Below are 18,914 nucleotides of genomic sequence, written 5' to 3'. Positions count from 1 at the left end.
GGACGCCGCACTCTTTTACCTAACTATCGCTGTATCGCTCCTCGTCCCACGGGTTCGCCGTGACGGAGTAGCCGCGGCGCTCCCAGAACCCCCGCTCCGGTTCGGTGAGGAACTCGACGCCCGTCACCCACTTCGCGCCCTTGTAGGCGTAGCGGTGTGGCGTGACGACGCGGACGGGGCCGCCGTGAGAGCGGGGGAGCGGGTCGCCGTCGAACTCGAAGGCGAGCAGCGTCTCGGGGCGTAGGCTGGCGTCCAGCGGGAGGTCGGTCGTGTAGTCGTCGGCCGCGGAGAACATGACGTGGACGGCGTCGTCGTCGACGCCGACGTGGTCCGCGAGCGTCGTGAGCGGGACGCCGGTGAACTCGCAGTCGAACTTGCTCCACCCGGTCACGCAGTGGAAGTCCTGTCGCTGCGTCTCGACGCCGAGCGCCGTGAACTCGTCCCAGTCGAGGGTGACGGCGTCGTCGACGGCGCCGGTCACCGAGAGCGACCACTCCTCGCGCGGGACGCGCGGCTCGTTCCCCTTCGAGAGAATCGGAAACGACTCGGTTCGGTGCTGGCCGGGCGGGAGTCGCTCGTCGCCGAACTCCCGGTAGACGTCGGTGACGTCTCTAACCATGGGTTGGCTCGGCGCTCGATACACCTATACTCTCGGCCTCGGCGGATTACACGATTCCGAAACTCCAGTTCGCCCTTTCCAGAGATATACTCGTGCGATGGAATCGACAGTTATCGAACTCTGAATCCGCCCCGCAGAATTTAAATACGGTCCTTCCAAACCGTCGAACGTTCAAATGCCGAACGTGGAAATAACCGTTCCGGAACACCTCGAGATGCAGATTGCCCAGTTGATAGAACAGGGTGAGTTCGTCAACCGGGAGGAAGCCATTCAGGAACTGCTCTCGACCGGACTGCGGGCCTACAAGACCAGTGGGCCGATGGAGGAGGAGGAACCGGGCTTCGAAGACGAGGGGATGATGGGTCACGAAGACGAGTACGTCTTCTGACCCCTTCGAGACGCGAGCCACGGCGCCCGACTATGCGAGACAGCCGCAATAATCCTTAACCGATACACCGCCGTAGGTGTCAGTATGCACAAGGAAGAACTCCTCGAACTCCACGAGCAGATGGTAACGATTATGAACTACTTTCGCAGTCAAGAGTCAGTCGACGACAGCATCTTCGACCCCTACGAGTCGCTGAGCGTCGACCCCTCCCATGTCCACAAGTCGAAAAGCGAGCACAAACACGCCGTGTTCGTCCTCGGGAACGCGCTCGCGACGGCGATGAGCGAAGACGAGTTCTCCGACGCCGGCCGCGTCGGCAAGCGCATGGCCGAACTCGCCGAAGACGCCGAAAGCAAACTGTAAGCCGGCCGCCGAAGCGCCGCGCAGGACCCCCCGCCGGATTCATTACCGGCGCCCGGTGAACGGGTAGTATGCTCGGGCTTCCGGACTCGGCGACGCTCTTTCGACTCGCCGTTCTGTGTTCTCTTCTCTGTGTCGCGGTGGTCATTTTCGCAGTCGACCGCCCCCGCGGGCGCTGGGGTGCGCGCCTCCGGTCACGGTTCCTCCTCGGTGTCCCGTGGGGGACGGTCCTCTCCGTCCTCGGCGTCCTCGCGGTGTATCTGTTCGTCCAAGGCGGCTGGTCGCACTGGTACGCACCGGTCACGATTCCCTTCCGCGCGTGGTCGTACTTCTATCCGCTGGGCGTAGTGACGGCGGCCTTCTCACACTCGGGCGTCGGGCATCTGCTCGGCAACCTCGTCGGAACGCTCGCGCTCGCCCCCCTCGCGGAGTACGCGTGGGGACATTACCCTCGCGAGCGCGGCACGCAGACGTTCACGTCGCCGCTGACGAACCCGTACGTGCGGGCGCTGGTGGTGGCTCCCCTCGCCGTCGTCGGCGCCGGTCTGTTCACCGCCCTCTTTGCCGTCGGCCCGGTCATCGGGTTCTCGGGCGTCGTCTTCGCCTTCGCGGGCTTCGCGCTGGTGCGCTACCCGCTGGCGACAGTCGTCGCCATCACCGCGGGCAACGCGCTCCGGACGCTCTACACGGCACTCCAGCAACCGACGGTGTCCGCGAGCGCCGGGTCGTCGTACTCAGCGCCGTGGTGGGCCGACATCGCGATTCAGGGCCACGCCATCGGCCTCCTCCTCGGCGTCCTCGCCGGGGTGTGGGTACTGCGCGGCCGCGACGACGAGGGACCGTCGGCGCTTCGGGTCGCCGTCGGCGTCGTGCTGTTCGCGGTGGCACAGTCCATGTGGGCCGTCTACTGGTTCCGCGGCAGCGAGACGTACGTCCTCTACCGAGCGCTCGGGGTCACCCTCGTCGTCCTCCTCGCGGCGCTCGTGGCGGCGACGGCGGCGGCGTCCGCTCGGCCGCTCCTTCCCTCCGTCGAGCGCTCCGATACCGACTCCTCGGTGGCCCGGTGGCAGGTCGGGGCGACCATCCTCCTCCTCTGTACGGCGGCGCTCGCCGGCCCCGCCGTCCCGGTCAACCTGATGACAGCGTCGAGCGACGACCTGCCGAGTGAAAGTGCGCCCATCGAGACGCGCGGCTACGAAGTGACCTACGCCGAGAACGTTCCGAACGGGATGGTGTCTGTCGTCGACGTCGAGGCGTTCGGCGAGACGACACAGGTCAACACCTCGGGCGTCATCGTCAGGAACCGCGAGCGAGGCATCTGGATGACGGCCGTCTCGAAGGGGCGACTCGACTTCGACGGGACGACGCTCGTCCGCGTCGGCGGCGTCGGGTGGCGAGAGACGATTCGCGTCCAACGCTCGGGGTGGAGCGCCGTCGGCGGCGGCACCGCGTACCGAGTGCGTCTCGTCCACGACGACCAGAACGTGACGGCCTACACGTCGCCGCCGGCCCGGGCGAACCCGGTCGTGGCCGGGCGAAACATCTCCGTCGAAGCCACGGCCGGGTCGTTCAAGGTCACGGTGTCCGTCGGAAACCGCTCTGCCACCGAGCCGATTCCGGCCGCCAACAAGACGGTCGAGGTCGGTGGACTCAGCTTCATCAACGTCCGTGGGCGACTCTACGCCGTCGATGGCGGGACGCGGGTTCGCGTCGCGTTCACCGAGACGTACGACTAGTCCAGTCGATGCGGTAGACTTCGGTATCGATTTCGGCCCTGTCGGCGGCGTGGTGGTCGAACTGGTGTTCGAGGTCGAACTGCGCCGCGAAGGCGTGAGTCACCTCGCCGCCGTTGTCGGCGGCGAAGGCCTCGACAAAGTCCTGACTGCCGGCGTTGTGAACGGAGTACGAGACGTCGGCGATGTCGGCGGCCGTCGCCAGAAAGTCTCGGTCCGCGTGCTCGTTGCCGTCCTGTGCGCCGAAGGGCGGGTTCATCACGACGGTGGTCGGGTCGTCGATGCAGAGGGGGGCGCGCGTCGCGTCGGCCTGCACCCAGTGAATCTCCGTCCGGGTGCCTACCCGACGCCGGTTTTCGCGCGCGATTTCGAGGGCGTCGCGGTCGATTTCGACGCCGACCGCTCGCTTCGGGCCGCGGAGCGCGGCGCCGAGCGTGAACATCCCCGTCCCGGCGCCGAGGTCGACGACGGTTCGTCCCTCGATGTCGTCGTTCAGGTCGGCGATGTGGACGACGTGGGCCGCCAACTCCGGCGGGGTCGGGTACTGTTCGAGGGCGGCCTGTGGGTTCTCGAAGCCGGCGACGACGGCCAACTGCCCCGCGAGTCCGGACTTCGTCGCCGTCATCGACTCACCGCCCTACCGACCCACGGTCGTCCGAGCGTCTCCCCGTCGGCGCGGAACCATGTGGGCGTCATTCTCGCTAGGAGATATTCTTTGGTTATACTAAAGTCTTTGTGAATGTCTGGTAGTAATACCTCTACGAGGCACAGCTCCAGAGGCCGCGGCCCTCCTCGCGCGCCGCTCGTTCGAGCGCGGCGTAGTCGTCGCGCTGGCGGAACGCCGAATCGTAGAGTCGGGCGTGGCCGCGTTCCAGCAGTGCGGCGTTGAACGTCTCGTTCCCGACCACGACGTACGCGAGGAGGCGGTCGTAGCCGCCCCGCCGGTCGGCGAGGGGGTCGAAGCGAAGCGTCACCTCGCGGTCCGCGAGTCGCTCGACGGCAAAGGTTGTCGCGCGCTCGCCGTGCCGGCGGAGACAGGACCGCCCCGCCTCGGTGTCGGGGACGCCCTCGAACTCCGCGGGGTCGTTCTCGACGTGGACCTCCGGCGTGTCGACGCCGAGCAAGCGCACCGTGTCTTCGGTGCCGTTCGCGTACCGGATGTCTATCGTGTCGCCGTCGACGACGTCCGTGACGCGAACGGTCGATTCCGCCGTGTCTCCGTCACTCCCGACGCCGGCGCCGAGACAGCCGGCGCTCACGGCGAGCAGACAGAGACAGACGGCCAGCCAGCGAGTGGGTCGGCTCACGACCCGTCCGACGGGCGGGGCGGAGAAAAGCCCCCGTTCTACATCTCCGCCAGCGTGTCGATACCGAGCAGGTCGAGTCCGTTCTCGAACACCTGCGCGGTGGTCGCGGTGAGGACGAGGCGCTCCTCGGCCGCCGACTCCGCGTCCAGCACTCGGTTCTTGTGGTAGAACGAGTTGAAGACGTGAGCGAGTTCGAGGAGGTAGTGTGCGAGCGGGGCGGCGTCGTAGCGCGTCTCACACCGGTCGAGGACGAGCGGGTAGCGCCCGAGGTGGTAGATAAGGTCGTAGTCGGTGTCGTTGAACGCCGACGGGTCGATGTCGCCGACGTCGGGCACCGCCTCCGCCGAGTCGAGGATGCTGTACGCTCGCGTCGTGGCGTACTGGACGTAGGGACCGGTGTCGCCGTCGAGCGACACCGCCTCGTCGATGTCGAAGGTGATGTCCTTCGAGCGATTGGCCGCGACCATGCCGTATTTCACCGTCGCGAGCGCGATTTTGCGGGCGATGGCGTCCACTTCGTCATCCTCGACGTTCCGCCCCTTCGCGCGGACGATTTCGCGAGCGCGCTCGTCGGCCGCGTCGAGCACCTCGCGGACGGTGACGATTTGGCCGCCGCGGGTCGACATGCTCCCCTCGGGGAGGCTAATCATGCCGTAGTCGATGTGTTCGAGGCGAACGTCGGTGTAGCCCATCTTCCGCGCGGCGACGAACAGTTGCTGGAAGTAACGGTTCTGCTCGCTGGCGACGACGTAGACCGACTGGTCGGCGTCGAACTCGCGGACGCGGTAGTCGATGGTCGCGAGGTCACGGGTTCCGTAGACCGTCGAGCCGTCCGACTTGACGATGTAGAACGCGTCGAAGTCGGCGTCCTCGACGCTCCCCGCGTCGTCGACCATGGCCCGCGCCCGGTCCAGCGAGGTATCGACCGACGCCGCCTCGGGGTCGCCCGCGTCCTCGTAGTCGTCGGGATAAATCGGGATGAACACCGACTCGTCCGGGCCGCGCATCGCCACGTCCTCATCCAGCGCCTTCTCGATGACGACGTCGTTCCAGCCCTCGCGAGCGTAGAAGCTCTCGCCGAGCCAGAGGTCGAAGTCGACCCCGAGTTCGGCGTAGATGTCTTCGAAGCGCTCGATACTGGCCTCGCGGAACCGCTCCCAGCGGTCGACGGCGACATCCTCGCCGCGTTCGAGACGCGCGAACCACTCCTTGCCCGCTTCGGTGTGGTGGGTGCGCTCGTTCTCGACGGCCTCCTCGAAGTCGTCGGTCAGGGCGCCGAAGTCCTCGACTTCCTCCAGCAGTCCGTCGCGCTGTTCGAACTGCTGGTAGAGTTCGAGGAGGTGGGCGATGGGGTCGTCCTCGAAGGCGTCCTCGTCCCCGAACTCGACGTACTCGTGGAGCAGGTTGCCGAACTGCGTCCCCCAGTCGCCGAGGTGGTTGTCTCGGGTCACGTCGTGACCCCGCTCCTCCAAGACGTTCATGAGCGCGTCGCTGAGGATGGTGTTTCGCAGGTGGCCGACGTGGAGGGGTTTCGCGATGTTCGGCGAGGAGACGTCGGCGACGATGGTGTCCGGGTCGTCTCGCTCGCGCGACCCGTAGGCGTCGCCCTCGCTGTCGATGGTGCCGAGGGTCAGACGCGCCATCGCCGCGGGGTCGAGATGGTAGTTGATGTGGCCGTTAGCGACGCTCACCTCGCTGACTCCCTCGGGCAGTCCGTGGTCGCGGTGGGCGGCCGCGATGTCGTCGGCGACGGCCATGGGGTTCGCGCCCACGTCCGCCGCGATGGCGAAGGAGACGGCGGCGGAGAACTCGCCTTTCTCCTCGTCGTCGAACGCTTCGAGTTCGACGTCGGTGTCCGCGATATCGTAGTCGTAGCCCGCCTCGCTGACGGCGACGCGAAGCCCCTCGACGAGCCCGCGTCTCGTGGCTGAGAGCATTCTTACCCGAATCTCGCCCCTACGCCCGCATAAACCTCACTAAGCCGTCTTCGGTCGTCGGGCGCAGGCGCCGCCCGGACCGTCCGAGCGCGCCCCGGAAGCAACTTTGAAATCACCCGACGCTGTTGGTGGCGTACTCAGCGTTCCCCATGACGGACACCGCCACACACGAGCGGACGGCGCAACTGGACAAAGCCGAGCGCGAACACCTCGAAGACGTCGTCGCAGAGATGCGCGACCGGGTCGAGGCCAACGTCGAGTACCAGCTCACACAGCGGGGGCTCGACGAGGAGCCGGCCAATCGCGACGCGCTCGACGACGAGACACGAGCCCTCGTCGACGCCATCGACATCGAGGGCGTCGACGGCCACACGTGGGACGAGGCGTTCGCGAAGTACGTCGCCGGCGTCGGCTACACCATCGTCAATCGCCTCGCCGCGCTCCGCTGTATGGAGGTCCGGGACTTCGTCGCCGAGGAGGTCACCGTCTTCAAGGAGAACGGCCTGACGCCCGCCGCCGAAACGCTCGTCCACGAGGAGTTCCTGCTCGAAGACGAGTCGATTCTTCAAGCCTACCACGACGCCTGTGACCGCTTGGCCGACGAAATCGAGATTCTGTTCGACCGCTCGTCGCCGTACAGCCTCGTCGACCCCGACGACGACACGTTCGAAGAACTCTGCGGGATGCTGGATTCGGTCCCGGACGAGGTGTGGCGCGCCGACGACGTGCTGGGATGGGTGTACGAGTACTACAACCGCCCGGTCGTCGAAGCCCTCGACGCCAAGAACACGCTCGAACCCGAAGACGTGGGGCCGGCCAACCAGTTCTACACGCCCCACTGGGTCGTCCGGATGCTCGCCGACAACTCGCTCGGCAAACTCTATCTCGAAGCGACCGACCAGACCGACGCCGTCCCCGACGCCGACGCCATCTCGCCCGAGGCGCGCAAGGACCGCCTCGTCACGCCCGACGACGCCCCGAGCGTGCCCGAACTCTGTACGTATCTCATCCCCGACGCGGACGGCGGCGACGCCCCCGACTTCGACCACCCTTCGGACCTCCGCGTCATCGACCCCGCCTGCGGCAGCGGCCACTTCCTCCTCTATGCCTTCGACATTCTCGAACGCATCTGGTGGGCGGAGACGGACCTCGACCGCGCGGCGATTCCCGCGAAAATCCTCGAACACAACCTCTACGGCGTCGACATCGACCTTCGGTCCTGTCAGCTATCGGCGTTCAACCTCTATCTGAAGGCTCGCACGCGGGCCGAAGCGGAGGGCGGCGACTTCGAGATGCCGAACGTCGGCATCGTCTGTGCCGACGCTCGCGTCGCGGAAATCGAGGAGGCGGTCGACGTACTGGACGACATCACGGGCGAGGGTACCGACGTTCGAGAAGCCCTCGACGGCGTCATCGAGGAGTTCCAGACCACCGAAGCCCTCGGAAGTCTGCTCGACGTGCAGGGCGAACTCGAAGACGAGTTCATGGACGACCAGACGGACGTCATGGAGTGGGGCGGCGAGGGTCCCCACACCCTGCACGAGTTCCTGCGCAAACTCGAAGCCGCCGTCGAGGAACAGACGTCCGATTCCTTCGGCGCACAGAACCTCCGGAGTTTCCTGCATCTGCTGGTGGTGTTGACACAGGACTACGACGTGGCGCTGATGAATCCGCCGTATGGGTCGGGTGGGCGGATGCCCGACGACGTGCAGGAGTACGTCAAGGACCACTACGAATACAAGCCGGAGTACTACATCAATTTCTTCGAAGCCTGCGACGGCTTCGTCAGGCGAAAAGGCCGTATCGGGATGCTCGTTCCCCACTCGTTCATGTTCAGTCGGTCGTTCCAAGGCTTCCGCGAGGATTTCATTGGCAACCGCGGCGCGTTCGATTTCTTTTCCGAATTCGGGTACGATATCCTCGACAACGCGACAGTCGGTACCGTCGGTACGGTCGTTCGGTCTGGGACGGACGGACAACAGACTGGCGCGTTCATCCGCCTCCCGGATATCGAAAAAGAGGAAAAAGAACAGGTGTTTCTCCGCGCCGCCTTTCTCGATTCGGACGACGATAGCGCGCAACGGATGTACGAACGGTCTCTCTCCGAGTTCGAGATTGTCCCCGGAACGCCGCTCTCTTATTGGGTCCCCCGACAGCTCCGTCTACTGTACGACTCCGATGTCGTCCTCGACGCTGACAACGCGAACCTTCCCGGAAAGAGGGGGTTCTCCGCAATCAAACAGGGAACCGCGACAGCCGACGATGGGCGCTTTCTCCGTCGGTTTTGGGTTACTGCCGGGGATTCGGAGTGGGCACCGTTTGCGAAGGGTGGTTCGGATGCATGGCTGTTACCACGTGTCAAGAACACCATCCTCTGGGGCAACGACGGGCGGGAAGTGAAGCGGTATCCGAAATCCTATCCGCGAAACACGGAATATTATTTCAGAGAGGCACTTTCCTACACGGTTTCCAAGCGGAGCGGGCGTAGATTCGGATACCTGCACGACTCTTCCGTGTTCGGACATATGGGGTCTGTTCTCGTGCCGAACCGTGCTACGTGGACTGCGCTTGCCTACACGAACAGCCATCTCTTCACGTACCTGATGCTCACACAGACTTCCGAGAGAAACTGGGAGATTGGCTTGGTCTCAAAGGTCCCGTGGCGCGAAGAACTCGAAGGAATCGACGAACTCGAAAGCCTCGCCCGCGAGGCCGTCGGCCACCTCGTCTCCAAGCGCCAGTACGACTTCGTCTCGCCCCACTACGACGGCCCCGTTCTCCTCGACGCCCTCGGCGCTAACGACTCGCTTCCGCAGTACGACCACCCGCACCGCGAACTTCGGGACGAACTCGAACTCGATACCCCCTCCGAGACGGTGTCGCCGGACACCTCGCTGGACGAACTCGGTGTCGCCGCGGCACGGCATCTCGAACGCATCGAGCAGAATCTCCAAACCTGTGCCGATGCCATCGATGAGGCGGTGTTCGACTGTTTCGATATCACCGACGACCAGCGCGACACTATCCTCCAAGAAATCGCCCTCCGAACCATCGAAGACCCCCGCGAACGCGAGGACCATGACCCCGAATCCATCACCGAGCCGACCGACGACTTCCCGGCGATGGTGAAAGACCTCCTGCTACATCTCTCGCTTCGCATCGTCCACGAGAGCGACGACGGTATCGTCCCACTCTCCGATATCGACGGCGAGACCAGCCTCCTCACCCGAATCGAAGCCGAATTCGAGCGCATCTGGGGCGACCATGCCGACGCCCGTCTCGCGGAGGTCGACGCCCTCCTCGGCAGTCAGAGCGCCGCCGAGGAGGCCTACCCCAACCTCCGGGCGTGGCTCGAAGACGACCTGTTCGACTATCACGTCTCGACGTTCGACCGGACGCCCATCGTGTGGCGGTTCACGACCGAGCGCCTCGTCTCGGACCCCGAGGGCGAGGGCTTTGCCTGTCTCGTCGACTACCACCAGTTGGACGCGGGGGTGTTCGACCGCCTCCAGAACCGCTATCTCGAACCGCGGAAGGCCCTGCTCCGGGAGCGGCGGAGCGCGGCCAACCGCCGCCGCGGCGACGAGTCGCTGTCGGCGAGCGAGCAGGCCGACGCCGCCGAGACGTACGCCCGCTGTGAGAGCGGCCTCGAACAAATCGCCGTCTTCGAGGACCGACTGGCGGACCTCGCCCAGCCCGACCCGCGTGAGTGGCCCGCGGAGAACCGGCAGGTCGCGCGCGAGGCCGCCGAGCGAGTCGCGGAGTTCCGGGCGCGGACCGCCGCGCGGCTGGAGACGCTGGAGGAGTTGGCCGCCCGTCCGGACGTGGACATGGGCGACCTGTTCAGCCCCTCGTTCTACGAGACGGTCGAGGAGAACCGCGAGGAGTGGCTGGACGCGCTCGCGGACCTCGAAACAGCGTTCGAGGCTTACGCCGCCGACGGCGACGAACCGGTCGCGGCGCATCTGTACGACCTCTTCGAATACTACGACGACCTCGTCGGCTCGGCGCACTACGCGAGCAACGGCATCCTGTTCACGACGTACTACTACGACCAGTTCGAGGACGCCGGCCAAGCACAGATAGGTGAGGGCGGCGTCTCGGACCGGCAACGGCTCTGTTCCGAACTGGCGAGCGACCTCGACGAGTACGAGGCGCTCGCGAGCGAAATCGGGGAGGCCTGCGACGAGATTGCGAGCGACATTTCCGCCGACTGGGCCGACCGCGCGCTCGCAGAAATCACGACCGAAGGCTACCGGCCGAACCACAAACACGGCGTCGAAATCAACATCGCGCCGCTCGCTGACGCCGAAATCGTCCCGAAGACCGTCGACGACGACGTGCTGTAGCGACCCCTCGGCAGTCGGCATTTTCGGCCTCGCTTCGCTCGTCGGCAAACGGACGTGGCGGGAGTCACCCGAGCAGCGAGCGTCCTGCTACCGAAAGCAACAACCACCCACAGAAACCGGTCAGGGGTGCTACCAGCGAGAGGATAGCGAGTCGTCGACCGATCCGTTTCAGAATCGCTCTCCACCCGTCTGTCGTCATCAGCGGCCGACTGGCGAATCGGCCAGCGGGTCTAAGCGTTCGTCCGCTCGCCGTATTCTCGACAACGACCGGTCCGAAGAGTTGGACCGTTGCTCTGTTCGGGACCGTCGCTTCGGCGATACGGACGTAGTGTTCGAAGACTCGCCCCCTGAACAGGGCCGTTTCGACGGTGATACCTAAGTCAGCGAGCGCGGTCCGGGTGTGTGGCGGGACGTCGTCGTCTACAGTCAGTTCTCTGCAGTCGCCCCCGACGACACGGAGGTCGTGTCCGAGCGTCCGGGCGGTGCCAGTGGCGGTGAAGACGGTGTCGGTACTTGAGTGACCGAGCCCAACGGGAACTGCACTCGTTCGTTCGGAGTGGGTTCCAACCTGTGTGCTCAGCCACGGAAACTGGGCGAGCCGTTCACGGACACTGCACTCGACGGTTACTGCCACTGCGGGAGAGTCGTCGAGAACACCACGGACGGGGTCGTCTTCGGCGGCGACAGTCGTCTCGATACGGAGCCAACGCCGCCCCGGACCGGACGTGTGGATGTCGCTTTCGTCGTGGATATCCGTGAGACCGAACCGCACGAGCTGGTGAATCCGCTGTCCCAGTTCGACGAGCGACAGACCGCTTCCGGTGAGAAACGCCAGCCCGAGAAGAGCCAGCGCCAGGTCACTCGCGAACCGAAACTCACCGAAGACTACGCCGACAGTCGCGATAGCGAGTAGTACCGCGAGGGCGGTGAGCGCCGGACCGACCAGTCGCTGCATCGTACACTGGCCCGTGTTTGGAATCGCTTTATAATTTCAGACTTCGGTCGGGAACTCGCCGAAAGTGCCGTGTTCGCTCTCGCTTCGCTCGCCGGAGAACGGACGTGGCGGGAGTCTCGGGAGCGAACGGAGTGAGCGAGCGGGACTACGCCGCGGCCGTCGAGTGCGTGAAAACGAACGAGACGGACGTGGCGGGATTCGAACCGGACCGAGACTCGCTCCGCTCGTCTCGTAGGGTTCGAACTCCAGTCACCGTTTTCGGCCTCGCTTCGCTCAGCCAGAAAACGGACGTGGCGGGAGTCACGCGAGCGACCGCAGGGAGCGAGGGGGACTACGCCGCGGCAGTCGAGTGAGTGAATACGAACGAGACGGACGTGGCGGGATTCGAACCACGGTCGGACGTGCTCGCTACGCTGCGCGCGACCTCCCTGATTCGAATCTCCGGTCTTCGTTCTCACGGCTCGCTTCGCTCGCCGGAGAACGGACGTGGCGGGATTCGAACCCGCGGTCTAGAGGTTAGGAACCTCTCGCCCTATCCGCTAGGCCACACGTCCTGTGGCGGTCGTAGACGAGAAGCCACCAAAAAGGTCTGTATCCCGGGAGAGATTAGACACACAATTTATCTGCTATAAAACACAATCTTCTCACATGTCAGACGAACTGACGACGGCGAACCGACGACGACTCCTCGGACTGCTCGGAACCGGGCTGTCCGTAGGTCTGGCAGGCTGTGGCGGCGGTGGTGGTGGCGAAACGGCGACGATGACGGCGACGTCGACGAGCGCTAGCGAGGGCGTGCCCGCCGCCTACGAGACGGCGACCAGCATCGGTGGCGTCGAACGCAACCCCGACGCCGTCTCCGCGCAGTCCGACGTGAACTACCAGACCTCTCCGAGCGATGGTCAGCAGTGTTCGAACTGCCGGTTCTACATCGAGGACAAGAACGACGACGGGATGGGCGCCTGTGCAGTCGTCGCCGGAACCATCGCCCCCGACGCCTACTGCGTGAGTTACGCCGAGTATCAGGGCAATTAGACGCCCGACGGAGAGCGCGCCGCGAGTTCGACGTGGCCGGTTGCTCCGAGTCGCGGCCACTCAGTCCTCGCCGTAGAGGCCGTCGTCGACGAGGCGGACGAAGCGGTCGACGAGACGGTCGGCGAGCGACGGCGTCACGGCTTCGAGACACCGCACTGTCTCCTCGGGTCTGGTGAGCGTCGCTTCCACCTGTCCGCGGTCACCGTACGACAGGTCAACGACGTCGGCGTCGGCCAGCGAGTCGAGATTCCACGAGACGGTACTCCGGGCGAGGTCGAGGCGGTCGGCGAGCGTCGTCGCCGCCAACGACTCGGCTTCGAGAAGGAGCGTGATGATGTCGCGAGCCGTCTCGCGACGATACAGCGCGACCAGCCGGCGCTCCCACGGGTCGTACTCGGGGTCGAAGTAGTGGGTTCGGCCTCGGACTTCCTCGGCGACGACGTCGTCGTTCCGACCGAGTCGGTGGAGGTGATACTGCGCCTGCCCGGTCGCGATGTCGAGGTTTCGCGTGAGCGCGTTGAAGTGGACGCCGGGGTTCGTCCGGACGTGGTCCCGAACCTGTCGACGGACGTCAGTCATACACCCGATATCGCTCCGACAGAGCAATACCTGTTGTCGATTCCCACGGACTGGGAATGCGGGTCACTGCTGGGCGATGAGTTCCCGCGAGATGTCGCTCGCGGCGATGACGTCGCCGCCGTACGCCGATGCGAACGACTCCGCCTGCGCCGTGTCGCTGAACGGAACGATGGCCGGTCCCATCGACCCCTGGATGTCCGACCCGACCACGACGTCGAGGGCGTCGGTGGCGGCGAACCCCTCGGCACCGAGATGCGCCGAAATGACCGGGGTGCCGCCGGACTGCGAGACGCGGTAGTCGACGGCCGCGTAGTCGGTGAGATACGTCACTTGCGGTGTCCACCCTTGGTCGCCCTTCGCGAACCGGTGGCAGTGCGTACAGACCGCGCTGCAGAAGCGCGCGGGTGGCTCGTTCCCCTCGGGACTGTTGTCCTGATAGTACGCCTGACCGGCCGGCCCCGGTTGCTGGCTGAGTATCATCCCACACTGGTTACAGCTCATCGCGTCGCTCCGAGAGATGGGGTCGGGGTGGTCGCTCGTCCCGAGACAGCCGGCCAGTCCGGCGCTGGTGAGCGCGGCGAGCACGAAGCGCCGGCGGGATGGCGCCGCGGCGTCAGGTTCCACATATCTCCGTGTACCACGGTAGCACGCTTAGGCGTCGTGGTGCGTCCGTTGAAACACGTCTTCGATGGCGGCGACTCGCGTGACTACTCGCCGGTGACGAACGCGACGGTGCAGTCCGCGTTCAGCATGACGAGTTGGGAGACACTCCCCATCAGCGCCTTGCCAATCGGCGTCTGCTTCCGCGGGCCGAGCACGATGTACGCGGCGTCGCGCTCCTCTGCGACGTGGAGGATTCGCGGCGCTGGGTCGCCGAGGGCGCCGACGGCCGTCACGTTTTCCGGGTCGTCGAGCGCCAGTCGGATGGCCTCGCTCGCGACTTCCTCGGCCGCCGCCACGCTCTCCGTCTCGGGCATGACGTGTATCACCACCAACTCCTCGTCGAACGCCCGCGCGAGTTCGTATCCCCGACGCACTACGCTGGTGCTTGCCTCCTCGTCGACCGCAGCCACGATTGACATGATACGTGGCTGTCGCATCGGAGCGCGGATAAACGTTCGTGACGAGTGCGGACCAGCCGCGGCGACTCTCGGCGCCCGAGTTCGCCGCCACGACCCGAACGTATACGGGGCATCCCCGAGCATGGGCGCACGATGGGCGACGTCATCAGTCTCGGTAGCGTCAACGTCGACCACGTCACGCGCGTGGGGGCCGACGAACTCGCGGCGTTCGAAGCGCGGTACGACTGGTTCCCGGACCGCGGTGAGACGGTCCGGGTTGCCGACCTCCCCGACGACTTCGCCCCCAAGGCGGACGAGATTCGACACGGTGGCAAGGGCGCGAATCAGGCGGTCGCAGCGGCCACCGCGGGGGCGACGACGACCATGCTCGGCCGAGTGGGGGTCGACCACGAGCGCTACGGCGTGGTGTCGGCGCTCGAATCGGCCGGTATCGACACCGACTCCCTCGGGACGGCCCCCGTCCCGACCGGCGCGGCCTACGTCTTCGTCGAGGAGAGCGGGGACAACCGTATCGTCGTCCACCCCGGCGCCAACGCCGACGTCGACGACGCCTACGTCCGCGCTCACGCCGACACCGTGGCCGAGGCGGACTGTCTCCTCCTGCAGAACGAGATTCCCGTCGAACCGGTCGCGACACTGCTCGATGCCCTCGCCGACGACCCCGACCGTCCGACGGTGATTCTCGACCCCGCGCCGCCGGCGGGTGTCGAACCCTTGCTCGCTCGCGACGCCGTCGACTACTGCACGCCGAACGAACACGAGTACGCGGCCATCGAGTCGTCGCTCGCGGGGTACGACGGCGTCGTCGTCCGGAAACGGGGCGGCGATACGCTACTCGTCGAGACGCCGACGGACGGGTTCAGCGTCGACCCACCGACGGTAGAGCCGGTCGACACCACCGGCGCCGGCGACGTGCTGAACGGCTTTCTGGCGGCGCGACTGGCCGACGGGGCGTCGCTCCGCGACGCCATCGAGACGGCGGTCACTGCGGGGTCGATGGCGACGCGGGCGGCCGGCGCCCGGTCGGGGATACCGACGCTCGACGAAGTGCGAGCGTTCCGCGCGTAATCAGGTCACGTCGATTTGTGTCCCGTCCGAATCGGGGTCTGTCTTCGGAAGCCGGACGGTCAGGACGCCGTTGTTGTAACTGGCGGTGACCTCGTCGGCGTCGACGGGGCTCGGCAGGGGAATCGCCCGCTCCACCGAGGTTTGCCGCCGTTCGCGGTGGACGTACTCCCCGTCCGACTCCTCGCTGGATTCGTCGTGTTCGGCGGTGATGTGTAGCGTCTGCTCTTGCATCCGAACGTCGATGTCCTCTGTCTCGAAGCCGGGCAGGTCGCCCGTCAGGACGAACTCGTCGCCCTGGTCTTCGAGGTCGACGTTCATCGAGGCGGCACCCGGTAGTCCGGAGTCGAGGGCCTCGGACTCCCACATCCGGGTGGCGCGCTCCATGTTTCGCTGCATCCGGTCGAACAACTCGTCCAGTTCGTCGAACGGATTGCGGTTCGCCATGCCGTTCCGAACTACGAACTGAGACGTTAAAACAGTAACACCGAGTACGCTCGGTCGGCCGATTCACCGCCGAAACCTATCGTATGGGTAACAGTTATTGGCATCGACTGCGTCCCGTTCGGTATGCTCCTCCGCCTCGCAGTGCTGGCCGTTGGCGTCGCAGAACTGCTTCGTCCGCGAGCCGTCGTCGACTTCTGGATGGACCTCGCGACGGCCGACGACGACGTATCGCTCCGGCCGTGGGTGTACGCCGCGGCCCGAATCGAGGGCCTCGTACTCGTTCTCTGGGCGGTGCGTCGACTGCGCGGCGATTAGGGTTCGGCGGTCGGTCCGTCGTCGGCGTGGTCACGCCGCGAGACGGTGAGTTCAAACCCGGCGTCGGCGTCGACGACCACCTCGTCGACGGCGCGGGCGTACTCGCTCGCGTGTTTCCCCTCGGGCGAGAGACGGGTTTGCTCGGTCAACAGGCCGGCGTCGGTGAGCGTTTCGAGTTTTCGGTACGCCGTCGAGAGTGGGAGGTCACACTGCTCGGCGAGTTCGCTCGCGGACAGCGACCGCTCTCCCGTCGCGTCGAGTACCGCCCGGCAGTCGTCGTCCTGTAGCGCGTGCAGAATCGCCTGCACGTCGTCGGCGTCGTCGATAGTCGTTTCCTCAGTCCGTCTGTCGTAGCGAGGTGCGGCGATAGCCATCGTCAGTCATCTCTATAGAGACAGGGGGCCACAACCAGTCTTCACCCACGATATCGAGGTAGTTTATAAGGGATGGCAAGCACGCTCCGGTGCGTTTACCAATCGCTCGCGCCAAGGGAGTGCATAATGGGGGGTATCAGAGCGGAACTGTGTGTCGACGCGGACGGGTCCTGTCCCGTCGCGTCGGCCGCGGCGAACGCCGACGCGTCCACTCTCTCGGTGTCGCGGAGCGTCGCTCCCGCCGACGAGGGGACGGTCACCGAGGAGTTCATGCTGGACGACGCAGCGGCCGAGGCCGCCGACGCCGACGAGCGTCTCTCCCCCGTCTTTACCTACGGCTCGAAGACCGTGTATCGGTTCAGCCGCACTCGGGGCGGTGGCTGTCCGTGCGAGTGCATCGAGCAGTTCGACTGTCCGGTCGTCGACGTCCACACCCGGGACGGCATGCTGTATCTGGTCTTTCACGCCGCGGACATGTCCGAACTACAGGGCGTCATCACGACGCTCCGGGAGCGGTATCCGACCGTCGATATCCAGCGCCTCCTGCGGTCGGAGGGTGAGCGCGCGGACCACGACCTAGTGTTTGTCGACCGGGGGCGACTCACCGACCGCCAACGGGAAGTGCTCGAAACCGCCCACAGCATGGGCTACTTCGAACGGCCGAAAGGCGCGAACGCGGGCGACGTCGCCGCCGACCTCGACATCTCGCGCTCGACGTTCACCGAGCATCTGGCCGCCGCACAGACCAAACTCCTCGATGCGATTCTCGACGCGTAGTCACTCGATGTCGATTCGGCGCCCGCTCAGTTCGTCGGGCGCGAGTTCGTACAACTGGATGTCGAGGTCGGGTTTCGCCTCGTCCCACATCTCGAACAGGGGTCGCCGGGCGGCGCCGAAGCGTTCGACGTGGTCCGGCGTGAGCGACGCCCGGTCGAGCGCTTCGAGGCGACCGGTCGCGACGACGCTCCGATAGGTCGTCTCGCCCTCCTCGTACACGACGAACCGAACCGTCGGTGAGTCGGTGAGAAAGCGTCGCTTCTCGCCGTCCGGGGTAGAGACGAGTCGCATACAGAACTGGCGGGTGTCGGCGTCGTACCCGTACGAAATCGGGACCGCGTACGGCTCGTCCTCGCGGGCGAGCGCCAGAACGCCGGTTTCGTGACGGTCGAGGAGTGCGTCGGTTTCGGCGTCCGTCATCGCGGTCTGTTGCTCCACGGTCATGCGTGTCGTCTGCTGGGGAATAGCGGGGGGGCTGTTTATAACTTGTTCACCGCGCGGCGAGCGTCGCCGGTCAGCCACCGTCGACGGGCGAGAACGCCGCCGTCGAGACTGTCGAGCCACAGACGACACAGCCGTGGTCGAGCAATGCGTCTCGCATCGACTCGTTCACGGTCATCGCCTCCCCACAGTCCGGACAGCGGAACGTGAGGTCGCCGCCCCCAGTCATCGGTATTTGATAGGATGGCTGCCGATATATGAACCCCCCTCTTTCCAGCGAGTTGGGAACCACTTAGCCGAGCGAGATGTCGAGATACAGCATCACGATGACGCCGACGATGGTCCCCAGCGTCGCGATGCGCTCGTTCCCCCGCGTGTGCGTCTCGGGCAGGATTTCGTCGCTGATGACAAAGAGCATCGCGCCCGCGGCAAAGCCCATCGCGTAAGGGAGCAGGGCCGACACCGTGCCGACGGCGTAGGCGCCGAACACCGCGAGCGGAATCTCGACGACGCCCGACCGAATCCCCGTGAACACGGCATAGGCCCGCCGGTCCAACCCGGCGTTTATCGCCGCCACCGACACCGCAAGCCCCTCCGGTACGTTCTGGAGACCGATAGCCAGCATCAGCGGGATGGCCGTTTCGAGGTCACCGCTCCCGAACCCGACGCCGACTGCCAACCCCTCCGGCATGTTGTGCAGCGTTATCGCGAGGACGAACAGCATGACGCCGGCGAGTCGCTCGTTCTCGACGGGGAGCGAGGTGTCGGGGTCGGCGGCGTCGGAGCGCCGACGCCCCGTGACGAGGTAGTGGGCGTGCGGAATCAGCATATCAGAGCGGTCCAAAAAGAGCGCACCGAGCGCCACGCCGAACAGGACGGGCAGCGGGTTCCCGCCCGAGTACGTCTCGACGCCCGGGATGATGAGGCTCGTGAAACTCGCCGCGAGCATGACGCCAGCGGCGAAGCCGAGGGCGCCGTCGAGTGCGCGCTCGGAGGGGTCTCGCCAGACGAAGACCAGCGACGCCCCGATGAGGTTGAGCGACGCGATGACGACGCCGCCGACGAGGCCGTTGATAACCGGGTCCGTCCCGAACAGCCGAGCGAACGTCTCGACTAGCACCGGCCACCGCGCCTCGTATGCATCGGTTGGG

Annotated in this window: 22 protein-coding genes and 1 tRNA gene; 9 read left to right on the top strand and 14 right to left on the bottom strand. The window is 65.8% G+C overall.

Features of this window, described 5'->3' with window-relative positions:
- Nucleotides 1-19 precede the first annotated feature (19 nt).
- Nucleotides 20-619, bottom strand: a complete 600-nt coding sequence (locus ACQUSQ_RS02725; protein WP_435066964.1) for a sulfite oxidase-like oxidoreductase — start codon at nt 617-619, stop codon at nt 20-22.
- A 175-nt stretch (nt 620-794) separates the two neighbouring features.
- Between ACQUSQ_RS02725 and ACQUSQ_RS02720 the strand changes: the two genes are divergently transcribed.
- The 3 genes from ACQUSQ_RS02720 (at nt 795) to ACQUSQ_RS02710 (ending at nt 3,103) form a co-directional block, all read left to right on the top strand.
- Nucleotides 795-1,007, top strand: a complete 213-nt coding sequence (locus ACQUSQ_RS02720; RefSeq protein ID WP_435066963.1) for a ribbon-helix-helix domain-containing protein — start codon at nt 795-797, stop codon at nt 1,005-1,007.
- 84 nt (nt 1,008-1,091) lie between these two features.
- The gene (locus ACQUSQ_RS02715) at nt 1,092-1,370 is read left to right on the top strand and encodes a UPF0058 family protein (RefSeq protein WP_435066962.1); all 279 of its coding nucleotides are present in this window, start codon (nt 1,092-1,094) and stop codon (nt 1,368-1,370) included.
- 68 nt (nt 1,371-1,438) lie between these two features.
- Nucleotides 1,439-3,103 (top strand): rhomboid family intramembrane serine protease, encoded by a 1,665-nt coding sequence (locus ACQUSQ_RS02710; RefSeq protein WP_435066961.1) that lies wholly within the window; start codon nt 1,439-1,441, stop codon nt 3,101-3,103.
- Here ACQUSQ_RS02710 and ACQUSQ_RS02705 read toward each other — a convergent pair.
- The 3 genes from ACQUSQ_RS02705 to ACQUSQ_RS02695 form a co-directional block, all read right to left on the bottom strand.
- Nucleotides 3,084-3,725 (bottom strand): METTL5 family protein, encoded by a 642-nt coding sequence (locus tag ACQUSQ_RS02705; protein WP_435066960.1) that lies wholly within the window; start codon nt 3,723-3,725, stop codon nt 3,084-3,086. The two genes, ACQUSQ_RS02710 and ACQUSQ_RS02705, sit on opposite strands and share 20 nt — an antisense overlap.
- 133 nt (nt 3,726-3,858) lie before the next feature.
- The gene (locus tag ACQUSQ_RS02700; RefSeq protein WP_435066959.1) at nt 3,859-4,407 is read right to left on the bottom strand and encodes a thermonuclease family protein; all 549 of its coding nucleotides are present in this window, start codon (nt 4,405-4,407) and stop codon (nt 3,859-3,861) included.
- Nucleotides 4,408-4,445: 38 nt separating this feature from the next.
- Nucleotides 4,446-6,344, bottom strand: a complete 1,899-nt coding sequence (locus ACQUSQ_RS02695) for an arginine--tRNA ligase (protein ID WP_435066958.1) — start codon at nt 6,342-6,344, stop codon at nt 4,446-4,448.
- Between the two features lie 149 nt (nt 6,345-6,493).
- Here ACQUSQ_RS02695 and pglX point away from each other — a divergent pair, with 149 nt between their 5' ends.
- Entirely contained in the window at nt 6,494-10,693 is a 4,200-nt protein-coding gene (gene pglX, locus ACQUSQ_RS02690) for a BREX-5 system adenine-specific DNA-methyltransferase PglX (RefSeq protein ID WP_435067260.1), read from the top strand.
- Nucleotides 10,694-10,757: 64 nt separating this feature from the next.
- Here the strand turns inward: pglX and ACQUSQ_RS02685 are convergent, their stop codons facing one another.
- A complete protein-coding gene (locus ACQUSQ_RS02685; RefSeq protein WP_435066957.1) occupies nt 10,758-11,648 on the bottom strand; it encodes a hypothetical protein in 891 nt (296 codons plus the stop codon).
- 131 nt (nt 11,649-11,779) lie between these two features.
- Between ACQUSQ_RS02685 and ACQUSQ_RS02680 the strand changes: the two genes are divergently transcribed.
- On the top strand, nt 11,780-12,001 hold the full coding sequence (locus ACQUSQ_RS02680; RefSeq protein ID WP_435066956.1) for a hypothetical protein: 222 nt from the start codon (nt 11,780-11,782) through the stop codon (nt 11,999-12,001).
- A 128-nt stretch (nt 12,002-12,129) separates the two neighbouring features.
- Here the strand turns inward: ACQUSQ_RS02680 and ACQUSQ_RS02675 are convergent.
- A tRNA-Arg gene (locus tag ACQUSQ_RS02675) sits at nt 12,130-12,202 on the bottom strand.
- Nucleotides 12,203-12,296: 94 nt separating this feature from the next.
- Between ACQUSQ_RS02675 and ACQUSQ_RS02670 the strand changes: the two genes are divergently transcribed.
- Nucleotides 12,297-12,683, top strand: a complete 387-nt coding sequence (locus ACQUSQ_RS02670; RefSeq protein WP_435066955.1) for a high-potential iron-sulfur protein — start codon at nt 12,297-12,299, stop codon at nt 12,681-12,683.
- Nucleotides 12,684-12,743: 60 nt separating this feature from the next.
- On the opposite strand, the gene ACQUSQ_RS02665 is transcribed toward ACQUSQ_RS02670, so the two are convergent.
- The 3 genes from ACQUSQ_RS02665 to ACQUSQ_RS02655 all read right to left on the bottom strand — a co-directional run bounded on the left by ACQUSQ_RS02665 (nt 12,744) and on the right by ACQUSQ_RS02655 (nt 14,344).
- Nucleotides 12,744-13,262 (bottom strand): winged helix-turn-helix transcriptional regulator, encoded by a 519-nt coding sequence (locus ACQUSQ_RS02665; RefSeq protein WP_435066954.1) that lies wholly within the window; start codon nt 13,260-13,262, stop codon nt 12,744-12,746.
- Nucleotides 13,263-13,325: 63 nt separating this feature from the next.
- Complete coding sequence (locus tag ACQUSQ_RS02660; RefSeq protein ID WP_435066953.1) at nt 13,326-13,886, bottom strand: nitrous oxide reductase accessory protein NosL; 561 nt, start codon at nt 13,884-13,886, stop codon at nt 13,326-13,328.
- 83 nt (nt 13,887-13,969) lie between these two features.
- Nucleotides 13,970-14,344, bottom strand: coding sequence for a universal stress protein (locus ACQUSQ_RS02655; RefSeq protein ID WP_435066952.1), 375 nt, complete (start codon nt 14,342-14,344; stop codon nt 13,970-13,972).
- 132 nt (nt 14,345-14,476) lie between these two features.
- Between ACQUSQ_RS02655 and ACQUSQ_RS02650 the strand changes: the two genes are divergently transcribed.
- A complete protein-coding gene (locus tag ACQUSQ_RS02650) occupies nt 14,477-15,412 on the top strand; it encodes a PfkB family carbohydrate kinase (protein ID WP_435066951.1) in 936 nt (311 codons plus the stop codon).
- Here the strand turns inward: ACQUSQ_RS02650 and ACQUSQ_RS02645 are convergent, their stop codons facing one another.
- A complete protein-coding gene (locus ACQUSQ_RS02645; protein WP_435066950.1) occupies nt 15,413-15,856 on the bottom strand; it encodes an Hsp20/alpha crystallin family protein in 444 nt (147 codons plus the stop codon).
- A 123-nt stretch (nt 15,857-15,979) separates the two neighbouring features.
- On the opposite strand from ACQUSQ_RS02645, the gene ACQUSQ_RS02640 reads away from it, so the two are divergent.
- A complete protein-coding gene (locus ACQUSQ_RS02640; protein WP_435066949.1) occupies nt 15,980-16,171 on the top strand; it encodes a hypothetical protein in 192 nt (63 codons plus the stop codon).
- Here ACQUSQ_RS02640 and ACQUSQ_RS02635 read toward each other — a convergent pair.
- Nucleotides 16,168-16,545 carry a helix-turn-helix domain-containing protein gene (locus tag ACQUSQ_RS02635; RefSeq protein WP_435066948.1) on the bottom strand — a complete coding sequence of 126 codons (378 nt, stop codon included), beginning with the start codon at nt 16,543-16,545 and terminating at the stop codon, nt 16,168-16,170. The two genes, ACQUSQ_RS02640 and ACQUSQ_RS02635, sit on opposite strands and share 4 nt — an antisense overlap.
- A gap of 123 nt (nt 16,546-16,668) precedes the next feature.
- Here ACQUSQ_RS02635 and ACQUSQ_RS02630 point away from each other — a divergent pair, with 123 nt between their 5' ends.
- Nucleotides 16,669-17,322, top strand: a complete 654-nt coding sequence (locus ACQUSQ_RS02630; RefSeq protein WP_435067259.1) for a helix-turn-helix domain-containing protein — start codon at nt 16,669-16,671, stop codon at nt 17,320-17,322.
- On the opposite strand, the gene ACQUSQ_RS02625 is transcribed toward ACQUSQ_RS02630, so the two are convergent.
- The 3 genes from ACQUSQ_RS02625 to ACQUSQ_RS02615 form a co-directional block, all read right to left on the bottom strand.
- Nucleotides 17,323-17,766, bottom strand: a complete 444-nt coding sequence (locus tag ACQUSQ_RS02625) for a pyridoxamine 5'-phosphate oxidase family protein (protein ID WP_435066947.1) — start codon at nt 17,764-17,766, stop codon at nt 17,323-17,325.
- A 70-nt stretch (nt 17,767-17,836) separates the two neighbouring features.
- Complete coding sequence (locus tag ACQUSQ_RS02620) at nt 17,837-17,992, bottom strand: DUF7560 family zinc ribbon protein (RefSeq protein ID WP_435066946.1); 156 nt, start codon at nt 17,990-17,992, stop codon at nt 17,837-17,839.
- Nucleotides 17,993-18,055: 63 nt separating this feature from the next.
- The gene (locus tag ACQUSQ_RS02615) at nt 18,056-18,883 is read right to left on the bottom strand and encodes a ZIP family metal transporter (protein ID WP_435066945.1); all 828 of its coding nucleotides are present in this window, start codon (nt 18,881-18,883) and stop codon (nt 18,056-18,058) included.
- Between the last annotated feature and the right edge of the window lie 31 nt (nt 18,884-18,914).

Source organism: Haloplanus sp. C73, assembly GCF_051195115.1.
Taxonomy (GTDB): domain Archaea; phylum Halobacteriota; class Halobacteria; order Halobacteriales; family Haloferacaceae; genus Haloplanus.
Note: the sequence above shows the minus strand (reverse complement) of the source record. Positions and strands in the feature narration are given on the sequence as shown.